The organism is Micromonospora rifamycinica, from assembly GCF_900090265.1.
GTDB lineage: Bacteria > Actinomycetota > Actinomycetes > Mycobacteriales > Micromonosporaceae > Micromonospora > Micromonospora rifamycinica.
In genome coordinates, this window is record NZ_LT607752.1 from 3,068,881 (window position 1) to 3,087,786 (window position 18,906).

19 protein-coding genes and 1 tRNA gene are annotated in these 18,906 nt (G+C 74.4%); 11 read left to right on the plus strand and 9 right to left on the minus strand.

Annotation, left to right across the window (positions count from 1 at the left end; translation table 11 throughout):
- Position 1: 1 nt before the first annotated feature.
- From GA0070623_RS12390 to GA0070623_RS12405, 4 genes are read right to left on the minus strand one after another with little or no spacing between them, the layout of a single operon-like run.
- Entirely contained in the window at positions 2-766 is a 765-nt protein-coding gene (locus GA0070623_RS12390; protein ID WP_067306092.1) for an energy-coupling factor ABC transporter ATP-binding protein, read from the minus strand.
- Positions 763-1,533 carry a cobalt ECF transporter T component CbiQ gene (gene cbiQ, locus GA0070623_RS12395; RefSeq protein WP_067306090.1) on the minus strand — a complete coding sequence of 257 codons (771 nt, stop codon included), beginning with the start codon at positions 1,531-1,533 and terminating at the stop codon, positions 763-765. Before cbiQ ends, GA0070623_RS12390 begins: the two co-directional genes overlap by 4 nt.
- A 14-nt stretch (positions 1,534-1,547) precedes the next feature.
- Positions 1,548-1,958 (minus strand): PDGLE domain-containing protein, encoded by a 411-nt coding sequence (locus GA0070623_RS12400; protein WP_067306087.1) that lies wholly within the window; start codon positions 1,956-1,958, stop codon positions 1,548-1,550.
- Positions 1,955-2,674, minus strand: coding sequence for an energy-coupling factor ABC transporter permease (locus GA0070623_RS12405; protein ID WP_067306084.1), 720 nt, complete (start codon positions 2,672-2,674; stop codon positions 1,955-1,957). Before GA0070623_RS12405 ends, GA0070623_RS12400 begins: the two co-directional genes overlap by 4 nt.
- 168 nt (positions 2,675-2,842) lie before the next feature.
- Here GA0070623_RS12405 and bcp point away from each other — a divergent pair, with 168 nt between their 5' ends.
- From bcp to GA0070623_RS12425, 4 genes are all read left to right on the plus strand, one after another.
- Positions 2,843-3,319 (plus strand): thioredoxin-dependent thiol peroxidase, encoded by a 477-nt coding sequence (gene bcp, locus GA0070623_RS12410; RefSeq protein ID WP_067306082.1) that lies wholly within the window; start codon positions 2,843-2,845, stop codon positions 3,317-3,319.
- Positions 3,320-3,350: 31 nt separating this feature from the next.
- Positions 3,351-4,223 (plus strand): HNH endonuclease, encoded by an 873-nt coding sequence (locus GA0070623_RS30355; protein ID WP_172898397.1) that lies wholly within the window; start codon positions 3,351-3,353, stop codon positions 4,221-4,223.
- A 5-nt stretch (positions 4,224-4,228) separates the two neighbouring features.
- Positions 4,229-4,314, plus strand: a tRNA-Leu gene (locus GA0070623_RS12420).
- Positions 4,315-4,379: 65 nt separating this feature from the next.
- Positions 4,380-4,910, plus strand: a complete 531-nt coding sequence (locus GA0070623_RS12425; protein WP_067306080.1) for a GNAT family N-acetyltransferase — start codon at positions 4,380-4,382, stop codon at positions 4,908-4,910.
- A gap of 70 nt (positions 4,911-4,980) precedes the next feature.
- Here the strand turns inward: GA0070623_RS12425 and GA0070623_RS12430 are convergent, their stop codons facing one another.
- The 3 genes from GA0070623_RS12430 to GA0070623_RS12440 all read right to left on the minus strand — a co-directional run bounded on the left by GA0070623_RS12430 (position 4,981) and on the right by GA0070623_RS12440 (position 7,424).
- Complete coding sequence (locus tag GA0070623_RS12430; RefSeq protein WP_067306078.1) at positions 4,981-6,078, minus strand: expansin EXLX1 family cellulose-binding protein; 1,098 nt, start codon at positions 6,076-6,078, stop codon at positions 4,981-4,983.
- 54 nt (positions 6,079-6,132) lie between these two features.
- Positions 6,133-6,459, minus strand: a complete 327-nt coding sequence (locus GA0070623_RS12435) for a hypothetical protein (RefSeq protein WP_067306075.1) — start codon at positions 6,457-6,459, stop codon at positions 6,133-6,135.
- A 131-nt stretch (positions 6,460-6,590) separates the two neighbouring features.
- Positions 6,591-7,424, minus strand: coding sequence for an O-methyltransferase (locus GA0070623_RS12440; protein WP_067306072.1), 834 nt, complete (start codon positions 7,422-7,424; stop codon positions 6,591-6,593).
- Positions 7,425-7,549: 125 nt separating this feature from the next.
- On the opposite strand from GA0070623_RS12440, the gene GA0070623_RS12445 reads away from it, so the two are divergent.
- The 7 genes from GA0070623_RS12445 to hutH all read left to right on the plus strand — a co-directional run bounded on the left by GA0070623_RS12445 (position 7,550) and on the right by hutH (position 16,685).
- Positions 7,550-8,617, plus strand: coding sequence for an LCP family protein (locus tag GA0070623_RS12445; protein WP_067306068.1), 1,068 nt, complete (start codon positions 7,550-7,552; stop codon positions 8,615-8,617).
- Positions 8,618-8,710: 93 nt separating this feature from the next.
- Positions 8,711-9,562 carry a MurR/RpiR family transcriptional regulator gene (locus GA0070623_RS12450; RefSeq protein ID WP_067306065.1) on the plus strand — a complete coding sequence of 284 codons (852 nt, stop codon included), beginning with the start codon at positions 8,711-8,713 and terminating at the stop codon, positions 9,560-9,562.
- 12 nt (positions 9,563-9,574) lie between these two features.
- Positions 9,575-11,230, plus strand: coding sequence for a urocanate hydratase (hutU, locus tag GA0070623_RS12455; protein WP_067306062.1), 1,656 nt, complete (start codon positions 9,575-9,577; stop codon positions 11,228-11,230).
- Between the two features lie 114 nt (positions 11,231-11,344).
- Positions 11,345-12,559, plus strand: a complete 1,215-nt coding sequence (locus GA0070623_RS12460; RefSeq protein WP_067306060.1) for an allantoate amidohydrolase — start codon at positions 11,345-11,347, stop codon at positions 12,557-12,559.
- Positions 12,556-13,911 (plus strand): formimidoylglutamate deiminase, encoded by a 1,356-nt coding sequence (locus GA0070623_RS12465; protein ID WP_067306160.1) that lies wholly within the window; start codon positions 12,556-12,558, stop codon positions 13,909-13,911. The genes GA0070623_RS12460 and GA0070623_RS12465 overlap by 4 nt, the downstream gene beginning before the upstream one ends.
- 54 nt (positions 13,912-13,965) lie before the next feature.
- On the plus strand, positions 13,966-15,159 hold the full coding sequence (hutI, locus tag GA0070623_RS12470) for an imidazolonepropionase (RefSeq protein ID WP_067306057.1): 1,194 nt from the start codon (positions 13,966-13,968) through the stop codon (positions 15,157-15,159).
- Complete coding sequence (gene hutH, locus GA0070623_RS12475; RefSeq protein ID WP_067306054.1) at positions 15,147-16,685, plus strand: histidine ammonia-lyase; 1,539 nt, start codon at positions 15,147-15,149, stop codon at positions 16,683-16,685. The genes hutI and hutH overlap by 13 nt, the downstream gene beginning before the upstream one ends.
- 828 nt (positions 16,686-17,513) lie before the next feature.
- Here hutH and rdgB read toward each other — a convergent pair.
- Together rdgB and rph are read right to left on the minus strand one after the other, a co-directional pair.
- Positions 17,514-18,128 (minus strand): RdgB/HAM1 family non-canonical purine NTP pyrophosphatase, encoded by a 615-nt coding sequence (gene rdgB / locus GA0070623_RS12480; protein WP_067313927.1) that lies wholly within the window; start codon positions 18,126-18,128, stop codon positions 17,514-17,516.
- The gene (rph, locus tag GA0070623_RS12485) at positions 18,125-18,853 is read right to left on the minus strand and encodes a ribonuclease PH (RefSeq protein WP_067313929.1); all 729 of its coding nucleotides are present in this window, start codon (positions 18,851-18,853) and stop codon (positions 18,125-18,127) included. Before rph ends, rdgB begins: the two co-directional genes overlap by 4 nt.
- Positions 18,854-18,906: the final 53 nt, after the last annotated feature.

Genomic DNA, 18,906 nt, shown 5'->3' on the forward strand with positions numbered 1-18,906 from the left:
GTCAGCCGGTCGGTCGCGGGTGGAAGCCGTAGGGCAGTTCCAGGCGGTGCCGGGCCAGCAGGGCCGCATCGGCGAGCAGATCGGCGGTGGGGGCGTCGGCGACGATCCGGCCGGCGTCCAGGATCACCGCCCGGTCGCACAGCTCCGCCGCGTAGGGCAGGTCGTGGGTGACCATCAGCAGGGTCACCGGCAGGGCTCGCAGGATCCCGGCCAGCTCCCGGCGGGCCGCCGGGTCCAGGTTGGACGACGGCTCGTCGAGGACCAGGATCTCCGGGCGCATCGCCAGCACGGTGGCCACCGCCACCCGGCGACGCTGCCCGAACGACAGGTGGTGCGGGGCGCGGTCCCGGTGCTCGGCCATCCCCACCGCCGTCAGCGCCTCGTCCACCCGGGCGGCCAGCTCGGCACCGCGCAGCCCCAGGTTGGCCGGGCCGAACGCCACGTCCTCGGCCACCGTGGGCAGGAAGAGCTGGTCGTCCGGATCCTGGAAGACGATGCCCACCCGGCGGCGGACCTCGGCCAGGGTGTCCCGGTCCCGGGACACCGTCAGCCCGCCCACGCTCACCACCCCCTCGGTGGGGGTGAGGATGCCGTTGAGGTGCAGCACCAGCGTGGTCTTGCCGGCACCGTTCGGGCCGAGCAGGGCCACCCGCTCGCCGCGCGGCACCGTCAGGTCCACCCCGGCCAGCGCGAGGTGACCGTCCGGGTACGCGTACCGGACGCCACGCACGTCCAGGGAGACAGCGGTCTGCACGTACCCGATCATGTCAGGACGACGGCGGTCGCGGCGATGGCCACCGCCACGACCGGCACGGTGGCCGCCGCCGCCCACTGCCCGGCGGTCGCCGCGCCGGCCCCCTGCCAGACCACCGGCATCCGCCCGGTGTAGCCCCGGGAGAGCATCGCCAGGTAGACCCGCTCACCCCGTTCGAAGGCCCGCAGGAACAGCGCGCCCACCCCGGCGGCGAAGCCCCGCAGCTGCCACAGGAAACGCGGGTCGTCACCGCGGGAGACCCGGGCCACCCGCATCCGGCGGGCCTCACCGACCAGCACGTCGAGGTAGCGCAGCATGAACGTGGCGATCTGGGTGATGATCTGCGGGCACCGCAGCCGGTCCAGCCCGACGATCAGGTCCCGGGTGGTGGTCGTCGCCGCCAGCAGCAGTGACGCCAGCACCCCCAGGGTGCCCTTGGCGACGATGTTCCACGCCCCGTGCAGGCCGTCCACCGACAGGCTCAGCCCGGCGAACTCGGTCCGCGCCCCGGCACCGAGGAACGGCAGGGCGACGGCGAAGAGCACGAACGGCAGCTCGATCGTGGCGCGCAGCAGCAGCCAGCGCGGACCCACCCGGGCCAGCGCGGCGACGACGGCGACCAACAGGGCGTACCCGCCGAAGGCCCAGAACGCCTCGCGCGGGGTGGCCACCACCGCCACGGTGAACAGCACCATCGCGGCGATCTTGACCTCGGGGGCCAGCCGGTGCACCCGGGACGGGGTGTCCCGGTAGAGCACGTGTGCGTGTCCGGCTCCCACGGCGTACCGCCGGGTCAGCCGACGGAGCCGGACGCGGGCTGCCGGTCGGCGGTGCCGCCGGCCTGCTCGCCCCGGGTGTCGGTGTCGGCCGGGCCACGGCGACGCAGCAGCCAGAACAGGCCGCCGCCGACGGCGAAGGTGAGCAGCACCCCGACCACCCCGGACAGGCCGGTGGAGAGGAAGCCGTTGTCGACACCCCGGATGCCGTAGTCGGCCAGCGGGCTGTCGGCCAGCTCGTGGTCCCTCGCCTGCCGGGCGGGGCAGGAGCCGCCGGTGATCTCGTCGTCGGCGTTCACCGTGCAGCCCTTGAGCAGCGACGAGTCCAGGCCGTCCGGGTGCGACGAGGCGTAGTTGCTGACCACCCCGGCCAGCAGCAGGGCGACCAGCAGGCCGACCGCCACGAACCCCCAGGAACGCTTCCTCACCGCACACCTCCGACAGCCGGAACGGGAGCCGGCGCGGTCGCCGGCTTCAGCGCACGCAGCGCGTACACCAGATCGGGTCGGACCTTGGCCACGGTGGCGACCGTGGTCGCGGTGATCAGCCCCTCGCCGATGCCGATCAGCAGGTGGACGCCGGCCATCGTGCCGGCCAGGCCGGTGAGGTTGCCGCCCAGGTCGGTGGTGCCGCCGAGCCAGTACTGCACGACGAAGCCCTGGGACGCGACCACCACGCTGACCAGCGCCGAGACGAAGGCCGTCACGGCCAGGCCGGCGGGGGTGCGGGGAAGGACCCGCAGCAGGCCGGCGATCAGCAGGTACGCCGCCGCGGTGCCGAGCAGCGCCATGTTGGTGATGTTCAGGCCGAGCATGGCGACGCCACCGTCGCCGAAGACCAGGGCCTGCACGATCAGCACCACCGACACACAGAGCGCGCCCACCCACGGGCCGACCAGCAGCGCGGCGAGCGCGCCGCCGAGCAGGTGACCGGAGACCCCGGCCGTGAAGATCGGGAAGTTGAGCATCTGGACGGCGAAGATGAACGCGGCGACCAGGCCGGCCATCGGCGCGAGCCGGTCGTCCAGGTCGCGCCGGCCGCGCAGCACGCAGAAGGTCAGGGCGGCCAGCGCCACGGCCGCGAAGACGCCCGCGACGGGACCGTTGATGATCCCGTTCGAGATGTGCATCGCCAGGGTTTCCACGTGACCTCCAGTCGACCGGCGCGCTCAGCTTATTTCCCGCAGTCTGTTGTTGCCAAGGTGCGGCAACAAGCCATGTGCGGTTCACCTCCAGGCCGGTCGCCGGTCGCCCCCGGGGCGGCCCGGCGCGGGACGGCCGACCCGTCGCCGCCCGGCGGTAGGGTCGTCGCCATGACCGCGCCCGACCGGCTCGCCGCCGGCGACCCCGCTCCCGACTTCACCCTGCCCACCGACACCGGGGAGACGCTCTCCCTGGCCGCGCTGCGCGGTCGCCGGGTCATCCTGTACGCCTACCCGGCCGCGATGACGCCCGGCTGCACCAAGCAGGCCTGCGACTTCCGCGACTCGCTCGCCTCGCTCCAGGCCGCCGGCTACGAGGTGGTCGGCATCTCCCCCGACAAGCCCGCCAAGCTGGCGAAGTTCCGCGAACGTGACGCGATCACCTTCCCGCTGGTCGCCGACGTCGACAAGGCGGTGCTCACGGCGTACGGCGCGTTCGGCGAGAAGCAGCTCTACGGCCGTACGGTGACCGGGGTGATCCGGTCCACCTTCGTCATCGACCCGGACGGCAAGATCGAGCACGCGTTCTACAACGTCAAGGCCACCGGCCACGTCGCCAAGCTGCGCCGCGACCTCGGCCTCGACTGAGCGCGTCACACCCCGCCACTACGGTCGGTGGGTGGTCCGCTACCGATACCCACCCCCGGTGCTCGCCGAGGCGGCCGCCGCCGCCCACTCCGTCGCCGGCGTGCTGAGGCTGCTCGGTGTCCGCCCCAACGGGGGCTCGCACGCCCACCTCAGCCGTCAGCTGCGCCGCTTCGGCATCGACACCTCCCACTTCACCCGCCGTCCGACCGGGAGCCGTCGACCGTCCGCGCGGCGCATCCCGTCGACACGACTGCTGCGCCCGCTCCCGGCCGGTTCCCGACGGGTGCCGGGGGCACGGCTCAAGAGCGCGCTGCGCGACATCGGCGTCCCGGACGAGTGCGAGGGGTGCGGCACCGGGCCGACCTGGCGGGGCGCGCCGCTGACCCTGCACGTCGACCACCTCGATGGCGACTTCCTCGACAACCGGCCACCCAATCTGCGCATACTCTGCCCGAACTGCCACAGCCAGACGTCGACCTACGCCGGGCGCAACCAGTCCACCCCGACGCTGGTCGCCGACCACCCGCCGACGCCACCGCAGGGTCGCGAGCCAGCCGGGCCCGAGCAGGTCGCGGAGGTGATCCGGCAGGTCGAAGCCGGTGTCATCGGGCCGAGCGAGGCGGCCCGTCGGATCGGCTGCCACCGCAACCACGTCTCCCGGCTGCGGCACCGGCTCGCCACCACCGGCAGCGTCACCGCCCCGCGCCGGACGCCGGGCGACCATCCGCACCACCAGACCGTCGTCCGGTACGCCCTGGCCCGTCCCGAACTCGGCCCTCGGAGGCTCGCCGAGTTCATCCGGCGGGCGACGGACGGCGCCTGCGCGCCCAGCCACGGGACGGTCTCGAACGTCCTGCGCCGGGCCGGGCTCTCCACCGTTTCCGCGCGACGTTCTAAACTCTGACCCGAGCGGGAGTGGCGGAATGGCAGACGCGATAGGTTTAGGTCCTATTGTCCGAAAGGACGTGGGGGTTCAAGTCCCCTCTCCCGCACCACACCGTCCTGTCGGGAACGTCACGATCGCGGGTCCACGGCAGGTCGTGGCAGGAGGATCAGTGGCGTGAGCCTGCGCTTCGTCCTCGACCCCGATCTCACTTCCGAGCTGCGCGAACGCATCATCGACCTGTGGGTCGACGTGACCAACGCCGGCGGGGCGGTCGGCTTCGTCGCCCCGGTCGGCACCGCCGACGTACGCCCCGTCGCCGAAGCGACCTTCGCCGGTGTCACCGACGGCCCGGACCGGCTGCTGGTCGGCTACGACGGCGACCTGCCGGTGGCGGTGCTGTTCCTCACCGACCACCGGTTCCCGCTCAAGGCGCACTGGGGCGTCCTCAAACGGGTGATGGTCCATCCCGACGCTCAGGGGGGCGGCCACGGGCAGGCCCTGATGCGGGAGGCCGCCCGGCGGGCCCCCGAGCTGGGCTGGCGGGCGCTGCACGTGACGGTGCGCGGCGGGCTGGGCCTGGAGCGCTTCTACCACCGGCTCGGTTACCGCGAGGTGGGCCGGCTGCCGGGCGCGCTGCGGGTGGCACCCGGCGACGACCGCGACGAGATCCTCATGTGGCACGACCTGGACACCCCCACCGCCTGACCCCGTCCCGTGGGCCGCAGCCGGTGCGGCGGGGCGGAGAGCACGAGGCCAGTGGGCGGACGGCGAGCGGTCAGCCCCGGGAGGCGCAGTCGACCGGGCGGCCCGCGAGCGGCTGCGCCGACGCGGCGGGGACAGGTGCCGCAGCCACGTCCGGTGGGGCGGGTGAGGTGGGGGCGGCCACCGCCGACGGGCTGGCGGCGGCTGTCCGGCTCGGGGTGACGCTCGCGCGTGGCGACGGCGGCCTGCCGGACGGGGCGCTCCGCGCAGCCGGGGCGCTGCCGCCGTACATCTTCACCGTGCTGCGCTGGACCCGGCCGGGGGACATGGTGATGCCGCTGGCGGTGACCCGGTGGCCGTAGACGTCGGTGACCCGGACGGCGTACGGGCCGGGCCCCGCCCCGGAGTCGATCAGCCAGTAGTTGAAGTCCTGCCGGGCGGCGGTGCGCCAGGCGCCGGAGCCCTGTCGCACCTCGACGGCGCGCAGCGGGTTGCCGTGCTCGGCGACCAGTACGGCGAACCAGTACTGCGACGCCCCCTCCTTGATCCGGAAGGTGAGCGGGCCGGACAGCGGCGGGTCGACCGCCGCGCGGTAGCTGACACCGACGATGCCCTGCACCGGGTCGGCGATCCGGGCGAACGCCTCGCGGGACAGGTCGACGTGCCCGGGGGCGCACTCCGGGCACTGGTCCATGATCAGGACCCGGACGGTGCCCCGGGGGCCGGTGACGTCGAGGTACCCGCCGCAGGCCGCGCCGGCGCTGTACTCGCCGGGGCCGAGCGCCGCGTAGAGCCGGTCGGCCGGGGCGGACGGGTAGGAGCAGTTGCCGCCGGCCCCCTTCGAGTCGTAGAAGGTGGCCTTGCCCCGGTGGACCGTACCCCCGGTGGGTGGTGCCGCCAGCGGTTGCCCGGCGGCCATGACGACCGACCCGGCGCCGGCCGGCGCGGCCAGCCCGACGGACGGGGCGGCGCAGGCGGGGGCGGCCCCGGAGCGCAGCGCGAGACTCAGCCCGAGCACGGTGGCGAGCGCGGCCACGCCCCCGGCGGCCAGCCAGCGGCGACGCCCGCCGGTACGGGCACGGCGGCGGCCCGGCCCGGGACGCCCGTCGGAGGTGCGGCGGTCCGGCCCGGAGCCGGCGAGTGGTTCGTCGGGCACGCTGCCATCGGTCACGCCGACCGATGCTGCCGGACCCGGGTGACCCGGGACAAGCCGGCTAAGGGAAAGCTAAGCCGGTCGGCCGATCCGGTCGCGGTGCAGTCCCGACGCGATCACGGTGAGCGACCGCAACGGCTCGGCGGCCTCCGGGCGGACCCGGAGCAGATCCTCCAGCCGGACCCGCCAGCGGCCGGCTTCGACGGCGGCGGCGTCGGGCGTGGTGTACGCCCACGGCCGGAGCCGCTGCCCGGTGTCCCGGAGGGACCGCTCCTGCTCGGCGCCGAACAGCGCGCCGAGTTCGGTGCACATCCAGTCGAAGAGCTGGTCGTCGGGGACGACCGAGACGATCAGTCGGGCCATGTCCCAGGCCACCCGGGGATGGTGGAGAACCTGCATCTCGACTCCTGGATAGACGGTGGCGATTCGGCCATCATCGATCCATGGGCGGTCCGGGACAAGACCCGACCGGTGGAGTACACCTCGACCGTCCGGCACCGCTTCGGCCGCCCCGGTGTGCACCGCCCCCGTCACCAGGCGACGCCGATGCCGTCCCCGGGGTACCAGTGGTCGAGCGGGGTCTCCCGGTAGGCGAGGAACCGGCGGCCGGTGCGTTCGGCGTGCTCGGCCAGCACACCGGTGGTGGTGACGTTGTCGGTGAGCAGGAACGCGCCGGGGGCCAGCTGCGGCTCGACGGCGTCGAACTCGCGGCGTTCGTGGGCGTGGCTGTGGTCGCTGTCGTGCAGGAACAGGTCGACCGGCCGGTCCAGGGCGGCGATCGCGGCGACCGAGTCGCCGACCACCAGGTCGACCACGTCGGACCAGGGCGCGCTGCGGGCCAGGTAGCCGGCCTCCGGGTTGACGTCCAGCGAGGTGAGCCGGCCGGGGTGCCCCTCGGCGGCGTTGCGCAGCAGGGCGGCGGCGAGGACACAGCTGCCGAGCCCCTTGTCGGTGCCGGTCTCGACGACGTGGGCGGGCCGGGTGGCCCGGACGATCGCGTACCAGCCGACCCGGCGCGCGTAGCGGACCCGCCGGTCGGCCAGGCCGCGCCGGGCGGACCGGGCGGTGGCCTGTTCGATGTGCCGGCGCAGCACCGCGTCCCCGCTGATCTCGGCGAGGTATCCCCGGACCCGGGCCACCGGGACGTCGCAGACCACGCTGACGAACCAGGTGAGGTGCTGCCGGCTGAGCTGGGTCAGCTCGTAGGTGTAGTTGTGGTGTTCCCGGGAGGTGGCCAGCCACCTGGCCGAGGTGCGCAGCACCTTCGCGTCGTACCGGGCGACCCGGGCGAGCCGTCCGGGGAAGGCGGCCACCGGCGCCAACGGGGTCCGGGCGATGGCCCGGCGCAGTCTCGTCGCATCCACGGCGAGGTTCTACCAGCCGCAGGTGACCAGCGACTGAACGTCCAGCGTACGGCGGCTTTTCGGGCTGCGCCCGGTCGGGCGTACGCGGGCTGCCCGACTGGGTGACGGCTCAGTAACATGCGGCCATGCCCGTAGGCGAACAATCCTCGGAAACCACTCCGGCCGCCTCCCCCGGGAACGCCGGAGCCCCCGCCACCGCCGGATCCCCCTCGTCGTCGCCACGGCGACGGCGGGGCTGGCGGATCGCCCTGGTGGCGCTGCTGGCGCTGGCCCTGCTCGGGGCGGGCGGGGTCGGGGCGGGCGCGCTCTACCTACGCTCGGTCGAGCAGGACGTCGAGCGGGTGGACGCCTTCACCGGGGTGCCGACGGAGAGCCGGCCACCGGTGGTGGCCCGGGACGCCACGAACATCATGATCCTGGGCAGCGACTCCCGGGATCCGGAACGGACCGGGGGATCCCGGACCGACACGATCATCCTGGCCCACCTGCCCGGGGATCGGAAGAGCGCGCAACTCGTCTCGATCCCCCGGGACACCTGGGTCGACGTTCCCCGGTCGACCGACGGCCGGTACGGCGGCCGGCCCGCGAAGATCAACGCGGCGTTCGCCTGGGGCGGGATCCCGCTGATGGTGCAGACCGTCGAGGAGTTCACCGGGGTCCACGTCGACCACGTGGCGGTGCTCGACTTCGCCGGCTTCCAGGAGATCATCGACGCGCTGGGCGGGGTCGACATCACCGTCGACCACCGCTTCACCTCGATCCACCCGCCGCTGCGCACCTTCCCGGCCGGCCGGCAGACGATGGACGGCGCAACGGCGCTGGACTACTCCCGGCAGCGCAAGCAGTTTCCGGACGGCGACTTCGCCCGGATCCGGCACCAGCAGCAGGTGATCCGGGCGATCCTCGACAAGGCGGCCACCGGGGGCCTCCTGACCAGCCCGGGGAAGCTCGACGACTTCGTCCGGGCCGCCTCGGCGTCGGTCTCCGTCGACCGGGAGATGTCGCTGCTGGAGCTGGCGACCGAGCTGCGCGGCCTGCGGGGCGGCAACCTCACCTTCGTCACCAGCCCGTCCCGGGGCACCGGCCGGGTGGGCAGCGAGAGCGTGGTCTTCGCCGACGAGCGGAGGTCCCGGGAGTTCTACGACGCGGTCCGCCGGGACGCCACCGCCGAGATCGTCCGCGCCGCCCGCTGAGCCGTCGACACAGGCCCGCCGGACCGGACGGCGGAGGGCAACCCGGCGGGGCGACTTCTTGCTCCTGAAATATTTCATGCATAGAGTCTCGGCATGAATGAAGGAGCCGTCGCCGCGCCACCGGACAGGCTGCTCGACCTGTTCCACGGCGTCCGGCTCACCCCCACCCAGCGGCGCATCGCGCACTGCCTGGTGCAGCACGCGGCCACCGTGGCCTACCTGTCGGCGGCCGAGGTGGCCGAGCTGGCCGGGGTCAGCCAGCCGTCGGTGACCCGGTTCGCCGTGGCGCTCGGCCACGACGGCTACCCCGCGCTGCGCCGCCGGCTGCGCGAGCTGACCGCCGTCGGCCCCGACGGTCGCCCCGACGACGACAACGAACTGCAACTCGCGGTACGCGCCGAGATGGCCAACCTGGAGCGGCTGGCCGGCGAACTGGCCGACCGGGACCGGATCGCCACCGCCGGCCGGCTGCTCGCGGCGAGCCGCCCGCTGCCGGTGCTCGGGCTACGGGCCGCCGGGCCGCTGGCCGCCTACTTCGCCTACTTCGCCGCCAAGGTGCTCCCCGACGTGCGGGTCCTCGACGACGGCGGCAGCCTGCTCACCGACCGCCTCGAACAGGCCGCCTCGGCCGGGGCGGACGCGCTGCTCGCCTTCGTGCTGCCCCGCTACCCCCGGGAGACCCTCGACGCGCTGCGGGCCGCCCGCGACGCCGGCCTCACCGTCGTCGCGATCACCGACTCCCCGGTCAGCCCCGCCACCGAGTACGCCGAGCTGGTGCTCCCCGCCGCCGTCGGCACCGACCTCGTCTTCGACCTGCACACCGCTCCGATGACCCTGGCGATGGTGGTGCTCCAGGCGATCTGTGACGCCGCCCCGATCCAGACCCAGCGCCGCCTGGAGGCGTTCGAGTCGTCCGCCGCCCGTCGTCAGTTGTTCCTCGACTGAGAGGAGTACGCCATGCACCAGCCCGTCCGTGCCGCCCGCGGCACCACCCGTACCGCCAAGGGGTGGCCGCAGGAGGCCGCCCTGCGGATGCTGATGAACAACCTCGACCCGGAGGTGGCCGAACGCCCCGACGACCTGGTGGTCTACGGCGGCACCGGGAAGGCGGCCCGGGACTGGCCGTCGTACCACGCGCTGGTACGCACCCTCACCGAGCTGCGCGACGACGAGACGATGCTGGTGCAGTCGGGCCGCCCGGTCGGGGTGCTGCGTACCCACGAGTGGGCGCCCCGGGTGCTGCTGGCCAACTCCAACCTGGTCGGCGACTGGGCCACCTGGCCGGAGTTCCGCCGGCTGGAGTCGCTCGGCCTGACCATGTACGGGCAGATGACCGCCGGCTCGTGGATCTACATCGGCACCCAGGGCATCCTCCAGGGCACCTACGAGACGTTCGCCGCGGTGGCCGCGAAGCGCTTCGGCGGCAGCCTCGCCGGGACGCTGACCCTCACCGCCGGCTGCGGCGGGATGGGCGGGGCGCAGCCCCTCGCGGTCACCATGAACGACGGGGTGTGCCTGATCGTGGACGTGGACCGGACCCGGCTCGACCGGCGGGTGCACGACCGCTACCTCGACGAGGTCGCCGACTCGCTCGACGACGCCGTCGCCCGGGTGCTGGCCGCGAAGCGGGACCGCCGGGCGCTGAGTGTCGGCGTGGTCGGCAACGCCGCCACCGTCTTTCCCGAGCTGCTGCGCCAGGGCGTCGCCGTCGACGTGGTGACCGACCAGACCAGCGCGCACGACCCGCTGTCGTACCTGCCGGAGGGGGTGGAGCTGGCCGACGCCCGGGACTACGCGCAGGCCAAGCCGGCCGAGTTCACCGACCGGGCGCGGGCGTCGATGGCGAAGCACGTCGAGGCGATGGTGGGCTTCCTCGACGCGGGCGCGGAGGTGTTCGACTACGGCAACTCGATCCGGGGCGAGGCGCAGCTCGGCGGGTACGCGCGGGCGTTCGACTTCCCCGGCTTCGTGCCGGCGTACATCCGGCCGCTGTTCTGCGAGGGCAGGGGGCCGTTCCGCTGGGCGGCGCTCTCCGGCGACCCGGCCGACATCGCCGCCACCGACCGGGCCATCCTCGACCTGTTCCCGGAGAACGAGTCGCTGGCCCGGTGGATGCGGCTGGCCGGCGAACGGGTCGCCTTCCAGGGTCTGCCGGCCCGGATCTGCTGGCTGGGCTACGGCGAGCGGGACGTCGCCGGGGTGCGCTTCAACGAGATGGTCGCCGCCGGGGAGCTGTCCGCGCCGGTCGTGATCGGCCGGGACCACCTGGACTGCGGCAGCGTCGCCAGCCCGTACCGGGAGACCGAGGCGATGGCCGACGGGTCCGACGCGATCGCCGACTGGCCGCTGCTCAACGCGCTGGTCAACACCGCCAGCGGGGCTTCCTGGGTGTCGCTGCACCACGGCGGTGGGGTGGGCATCGGCCGGTCGCTGCACGCCGGTCAGGTCTGCGTCGCCGACGGCACCGCGCTGGCCGGGCAGAAGATCGAACGGGTGCTCACCAACGACCCGGCGATGGGCGTCATCCGGCACGTCGACGCCGGCTACGACACCGCCCGCGACGTCGCCGGGCGCACCGACGTCCGCATCCCCATGGCGGAGGGGCACGCGTGAGTGCGAGGAGCGCAGCGCAGCGGAGCACCGCAGTCACGAACAACGGAGGAACCCCGTGAGTGCGAGGAGCGCAGCGCAGCGGAGCACCGCAGTCACGAACAATGGAGAAGCTCCGTGAGGTTCCGGGAGTTGTGGGACGAGATCGCGCCGGTCGGCCGGGACGCCGACAGCGGCGGCTACCTGCGGTACGCGCTGACCGCACCGGAGCTGCGGCTACGGGAGTGGTTCCGGGCACAGGCCGACCTGCGGGGCATGCCGGTCAGCGAGGACGGCAACGGCAACCTGTTCGCCTGGTGGGGCGAGCCGGACAACGGCGACCCGAACACCGACGGGCGGGTCGGCACCGCGGCGGTGCTCACCGGCAGCCACCTCGACTCGGTGCCGCACGGCGGGGCGTACGACGGGCCGCTCGGCGTCGTCAGCGCGTTCCTCGCCGTGGACGAGCTGCGGGCCACCGGGGCCGATCCGGTCCGGCCGGTGGTGGTCGCCGCGTTCGTCGAGGAGGAGGGCGCCCGGTTCGGCGTACCGTGTCTGGGGTCGCGGCTGCTCACCGGCGAGATCGACCCGGACCGCGCGGCCGGGCTGCGCGATGCCGCCGGGGTGAGCTTCGCCGACGCGCTGGGTGCCCGCCCGGCGGGGGCCGACCCGGCGCTGGCCGACCGGTTCGCCGCCTTCGTGGAGCTGCACGTCGAGCAGGGGCGGGCGCTGGTCGACGCCGGTGCGCCGGTCGGGGTGGCGAGCGCCATCTGGCCGCACGGCCGGTGGCGCTTCGAGCTGCGCGGCGAGGGCAACCACGCCGGTACGACCCGGATGGCCGACCGCCGCGACCCGATGCTCACCTTCGCGTTCACCGTGCTGGCGGCGAACAAGGAGGCCCGGTTGCGCGGCGCGCACGCCACGGTGGGCCGGGTCGCGGTGGAACCCAACGCCACCAACGCGGTCCCGTCGACGGTGACCTGCTGGCTGGACGCCCGCGCCGCCACACCGGAGACCCTGCGCGAACTGGTCGAGGCGGTGCATGCCAAGGCGGCCGAACGCGCCCGCCGGGACGGCACCGAGCTGACCGTGACCCCGGAGTCGGCCACCCCGCTGGTCACCTTCGACGGCGGGCTGACCGACCGGTTGGCGGACCTGCTGGCCGCGCCGGTGCTGCCCACCGGGGCCGGCCACGACGCCGGGGTGCTCGCCGCGCGGCTGCCCACCGCGATGCTGTTCGTCCGCAACCCGACCGGGGTGTCGCACTCCCCCGCCGAGTCGGCCACCGACGACGACTGCGCGGCCGGGGTGGTCGCGCTGGCCCGGGTGCTGGAGGAGCTGGCATGCCGCTGACCCGCTGGTTGGCCGAGCAGGCGTGGCTGCCCGATCACGCCGCGCCCACCCCGGACGTGCTGATCGAGGCCGAGGACGGCCGGTTCACCGCCGTCACCCCGCTGGCCCGGGAGGCGACCCCGCCCGCCGGGGTCGAGGTGCTGGCCGACGCGGTACGGCTGCCCGGCCTCACCCTGCCCGGCCTCGCCAACGCCCACTCGCACGCCTTCCACCGGGCGCTGCGCGGGCGTACCCACGGCGGTCGGGGTGACTTCTGGAGCTGGCGGGACGTGATGTACGACGTCGCCGGTCGGCTCGACCCCGACTCCTACCTGGCCCTGGCCAGGGCCGCGTACGCCGAGATGGCGCTGGCCGGGATCACCTGCGTGGGCGAGTTCCACTACCTGCACCACGGCCCCGACGGCCGGCCGTACGACGACCCGAACGCGATGGGCGCGGCGCTGGTCGAGGCGGCGGCGCAGGCCGGCATCCGGATCACCCTGCTGGACGCCTGTTACCTGACCGCCTCGGTGGCCGGCGACCCGTTGGTGGGGGCGCAGCGGCGCTTCGGTGACGGGGACGCGCGGCGCTGGGCGGAGCGGGTCGACGGGTTCCGCCCGGCCGGGGCGCACGTGCTGCGCGGGGCGGCCGTCCACTCGGTGCGCGCGGTGCCGGCGGAGCAGCTCGCCACCGTCGCCGGCTGGGCCTACCGGCAGGGTGTCCCGCTGCACGTGCACCTGTCGGAGCAGCCCGCCGAGAACGACGCCTGCCGGTCGGTGCACGGGCGTACCCCGACCGGGCTGCTCGCCGACCGCGGCGTGCTCGGCCCGGACGTCACGGCCGTGCACGCCACCCATCCCACCAGCGCCGACCTGGCCCTGCTGGGCGGGCACCGGACCGGGGTGTGCCTGTGCCCCACCACCGAGCGGGACCTGGCCGACGGGATCGGGCCGGCCCGGTTGATGGCCGACGCCGGCATCCCGTTGAGCCTGGGCAGCGACAGTCACGCCGTGGTCGACCTGTTCGAGGAGGCCCGCGCGGTGGAGCTGGACGAGCGGCTGCGTACCCGGCGGCGCGGGCACTTCACCGCCGCCGCGCTGCGCGACGCGGCCACCGTCGCCGGGCACGCCGCGCTGGGCTGGTCCGACGCCGGCCGGCTGGCCGTCGGGGAACGCGCCGACCTGGTCACCGTCCGGCTGGACAGCCCGCGTACCGCCGGGGTGCCGCCGGTCGGGGTGTTCTTCGCGGCCACCGCCGCCGACGTCGACCAGGTGGTGGTCGACGGGCGGCAGGTGGTGCGCGACGGCCGGCACCTGACCGTGGACGTGCCGGCGGAGCTGAGCGCGGCAATCGCGGCGGTGACCGGTGCCTAGCCGTACCGGGCCGGCGGCGGTCGGCCTGCCGCGGCCGACGGCGGGCGGTGTGTCGTGAGCAGTCTGCTGGTCGACAACATCGGCGAGCTGGTCACCAACGTGCCGGCGGCCGGCGGGGAGGGGCCGCTGGGCCTGCGGCGCGGGGTCGCCCTGCTGGTGGAGGCGGGCCGGGTGGTCTGGATCGGGCCGGCCCGGTACGCGCCGGCCGCCGACCGGCGGATCGACGCCGAGGGCGGCGCGGTGCTGCCCGGGTTCGTCGACAGCCACGCCCACCTGGTCTTCGCCGGGGACCGGGCGGCCGAGTTCGCGGCCCGGATGGCCGGCGAGCCGTACACCGGGGGCGGCATCCGGACCACGGTCGGCTCGACCCGGGCGGCCTCCGACGACGACCTGCGGGACACCGTGGGGCGGCTGCGCGAGGAGGCGATGCGGCAGGGCACCACCACCATGGAGATCAAGAGTGGGTACGGCCTGACCGTCGCCGACGAGGCCCGCTCGCTGCGGATCGCCGCCGAGGTGACCGCCGAGACCACCTTCCTCGGCGCGCACGTCGTCCCTGCCGAGTACGCCGGCCGGCCCGACGACTACGTGGGGCTGGTCTGCGGGCCGATGCTCACCGCCGCCGCGCCGTACGCCCGCTGGGTGGACGTGTTCTGCGAGCGGGGCGCGTTCGACGCCGACCACGCGCGGGCGATCCTCACCGTCGGGCAGGCCGCCGGGCTGGGCCTGCGGCTGCACGCCAACCAGCTCGGCCCGGGGCCGGGGGTGCGGCTCGGGGTGGAGTTGGGGGCGGCCAGCGTCGACCACTGCACCCACCTGTCCGACGCCGACGTCGACGCGCTGGCCGGTGCGGCAGACGCCGACGATCCGACCGTGGCGACCCTGCTGCCGGGGGCGGAGTTCTCCACCCGGTCGCCGTACCCGGACGCCCGGCGGCTGCTCGACGCGGGGGTGACCGTGGCGCTGGCCACCGACTGCAACCCCGGATCGTCGTACACCTCGTCGATGCCGTTCTGCGTCGCGCTGGCCGTCCGTGAGATGCGGATGACCCCGGCGGAGGCGGTCTGGGCCGCGACGGCCGGCGGCGCCCGGGCGTTGCGCCGCGCCGACGTCGGGCTGCTGCGCCCCGGCGTACGGGCCGACCTGATGATCCTCGACGCCCCCTCTCACCTGCACCTGGCCTACCGGCCGGGTGTCCCACTGGTCCGCCAGGTCCTGCACAACGGAGTGCCGCAATGTCGACTGTGACCGTCCAGCCCACCGGGATCACCCCCGCCGACGTGCTCGCCGTGGCGCGCGGCGACGCCGGGGTCGCGCTCGCCCCGGCCGCCGTCGACGCGATGGTCGCCAGCCGGTCCATCGTGGACGGCATCGAGGCCGCCGGCCGTCCGGTGTACGGCGTCTCCACCGGCTTCGGGGCGCTGGCGAACACCTTCGTCGCCCCGCAGCGGCGGGCCGAGTTGCAGCACGCGCTGATCCGCTCGCACGCCGCCGGGGTGGGCACCCCGATGCCCCGCGAGGTGGTCCGGGCGATGATCCTGCTGCGGGTCCGTTCGCTGGCGCTGGGCCGCTCCGGGGTCCGACCGCTGGTCGCGCAGGCGCTGGTCGACCTGCTCAACGCCGACGTCACCCCGTGGGTGCCGGAGCACGGGTCGCTCGGCGCGTCCGGTGACCTGGCGCCGCTGGCGCACTGCGCGCTGGTGCTGCTCGGCGAGGGCTGGGTGCTCGGCCCGGCCGGGGAGCGGGTCGGCGCCGCCGACGCGCTGCGCGCCGCCGGGCTGACCCCGGTGGCGTTGGCCGCCAAGGAGGGGCTGGCGCTGATCAACGGCACCGACGGCATGCTCGGCATGCTGCTGCTGGCCGTCGCGGACGCCCGGCACCTGTTCACCATGGCCGACGTGACCGCCGCGCTGGCCATCGAGGCGATGCTCGGCTCGGAACGGCCGTTCCTACCGGAGCTGCACGCCATCCGGCCGCACCCGGGGCAGGCCGCGTCGGCGGCGAACATCCACCGGCTGCTGCAGGACTCCCGGGTGATGGACTCGCACCGTGACGACCTGGCGCACGCGGTGCAGGACGCGTACTCGATGCGGTGTGCCCCGCAGGTGGCCGGGGCGGCCCGGGACACCCTGGACTTCGTGGCGACGGTGGCCGGCCGGGAGCTGGTCTCGGTGGTGGACAACCCGGTGGTGCTGCCGGACGGCCGGGTCGAGTCGACCGGCAACTTCCACGGCGCTCCGCTCGGCTTCGCCGCCGACTACCTGGCCATCGCCGCCGCCGAGGTGGGGGCGATCGCCGAACGGCGGGTGGACCGGCTGCTCGACGTGACCCGCAACCGGGAGCTGCCGGCGTTCCTGTCGCCCGACGCGGGAGTCAACTCCGGGCTGATGATCGCCCAGTACACCGCCGCCGGGATCGTCGCGGAGAACCGCCGGCTGGCCGCGCCCGCCTCGGTCGACTCGTTGCCGACCAGCGGCATGCAGGAGGATCACGTCTCGATGGGGTGGGCGGGGGCGAAGAAGCTGCGTACCGTGCTGGACAACCTGACCAGCCTGCTCGCCGTGGAGCTGCTGGCGGCCGTCCGGGGGCTACAGCTGCGGGCGCCGCTGGAGCCGTCCCCGGCCGGACGGGCCGCCGTGGCGGCGCTCGGCGGTGCGGCCGGCGAACCCGGTCCCGATGTCTTCCTCGCCCCGGTGATGGAAGCGGCCCGTGCCGTGCTCGCCGGGCCCGACCTGCGTGCCGCCATCGAACGGGAGGTCGGCCCCCTGGGCTGACTTCCCTTCCCGGGCTCTTGCGCCCTCTCCGCCCACCGCCCCCGGCCGACCCACTGCCCCGGCCGACCCACCGCCCCCGGCCGACCCACCGCCCCCGGCCGACCCGTCGTCCCCGCGACAGCCCGTCGCCCCCGCGGCGGCCCGTCGGGGCGCAGGTCCTTGCCCCGGCAGGTCCACCGCCATCGCGCGCCCATCACAGCCCTGAGCTGTGCCCGCGCTCGGCACTCCCGAAGCCCACCCCGCCAATCCCATCACCTTCCGTGATAACGCCCCCCGACCCAACAGCATCACCAAAAGTAGTCGAAGCTGCTACCCCACTAATCCCCACCACCATCCTTTGCTCTGCTGCCACGGAGGCGACATCGCTCTCACCAGCAAGAATAAAGGCCACTCCCTGATTCACCCCTAGAAGGCCCAGTGACTCTTCGTGCGCGTCGCCCGAAGGGCAGCAGAGCAAAGGATGCGGATGTCGTACTGTGCTGCCGGTTGGATGATTACCGTTGGTGAGCAGATGGGGCCTGACGTCGAGTGTCGGGGCTAGACGGAAAAGGAGCATGTCCTCGCGGGCAGGGCGCGCATCCGGGACGACCGCAGGCGGGTAGGACAGGCACGGAGCCATGCCGCCCACGCCCCGGGCAACCAGACGTGCTGGATGCCGACAGCGCCGAGCCGTTCACGCCGGGCAGCCGACAGGCAGGGCCGTTCGTGAGCCGGCGCGCCGACAGGCGCCCCGCCCACGGGGACGCGGGCGGGGCCGGGAACGAGGCGCGGGCCGGGACGAGGAGCGGGCCGGGAACGAGGAGCGGGCCGGGACGAGGCGCGGGCCGGTCAGGTGGCGGGCAGCACCTTGGCGGCCAGCTTCGCCAACTCGCGCAGCGCCTTGCCCCGGTGGCTGATCGCGTCCTTCTCCTGCGGGGTCAGCTCCGCGTTGGTCCGCTCCTGGCCGTCGCCGACGAAGATCGGATCGTACCCGAAGCCGCCGTCGCCGCGCGGGGCGCGCAGCAGCCGGCCGGGCTGGCGGCCGTCGACCAGGTGCTCCTTGCCACCGGGCAGCACCAGCGCGACGGTGCAGACGAAGGCCGCGCCCCGGTGCTCGTCGGGCAGGTCGGCGATCTGGTCCAGCACCAGCTGAAGGTTGGCCCGGTCGTCGCCGTGCCGGCCGGCCCAACGGGCGCTGAACACCCCCGGCATGCCGTTGAGCGCGTCGACCGCGATGCCGGAGTCGTCGGCGATGGTGGGCAGGCCGGTCCGCCGGCAGCCCTCCCGCGCCTTGATCAGGGCGTTCTCGCCGAAGGTGAGGCCGGTCTCCGGTAGCTCCGGGTACTCCTCGACATCATCCAGGCCGAGCAGGGCGATCCGGTGCGCGCCGAGCGCGCCGTCGAGGATGCGCTGGAGCTCGACCAGCTTCTTACGGTTCCGGGTGGCGAGCAGGACCTTGTTCATGATGCGAGCGCCTTCCGCTGGGCCTCGGCCAGTTCCAGACAGCCCAACGACGCGACGTCCAGCAGCGCGTCGAGCTGCGCCCGGGAGAAGACCCCGTCCTCCCCGGTGCCCTGCACCTCAACGAAGTCGCCCTCGCCGGTGCAGACGACGTTCATGTCCACCTCGGCGGCCACGTCCTCGACGTAGCAGAGGTCCAGCAGCGGCTCGCCCGCGACGATGCCGACGCTGACCGCGGACACCGACCGGTGCATCACCCTCTCCGGCTTGCCGGCCAGCGACTTGCGGGCGGCCAGCCAGCTCACCGCGTCGTAGAGGGCCACGTACGCGCCGGTGATCGAGGCGGTACGGGTGCCGCCGTCGGCCTGGAGCACGTCGCAGTCGAGCACGATCGAGTTCTCGCCGAGCGCCTTGAGGTCGACGCAGGCGCGCAGGCTGCGGCCGATCAGCCGGGAGATCTCGTGGGTCCGCCCGCCGATCTTGCCGCGGACGCTCTCCCGGTCGGAGCGGGTGTTGGTGGCCCGGGGCAGCATCGCGTACTCGGCGGTGACCCAGCCGAGCCCGGAGCCCTTGCGCCAGCGCGGCACGCCCTCGGTGACGCTGGCCGTGCAGAGCACCCGGGTGCCGCCGAACTCGACGAGCACCGAGCCCTCCGGGTGGGTGCTCCAGCCCCGGGTCAACGTCACCGGTCGGAGTTGGTCGGGTCGACGCCCGTCAGGTCGTGCCATCCCTGCACCCTATGCGGTGCCGCGATCGCGTCGTGCCGCGGTCTCCCGGCGGC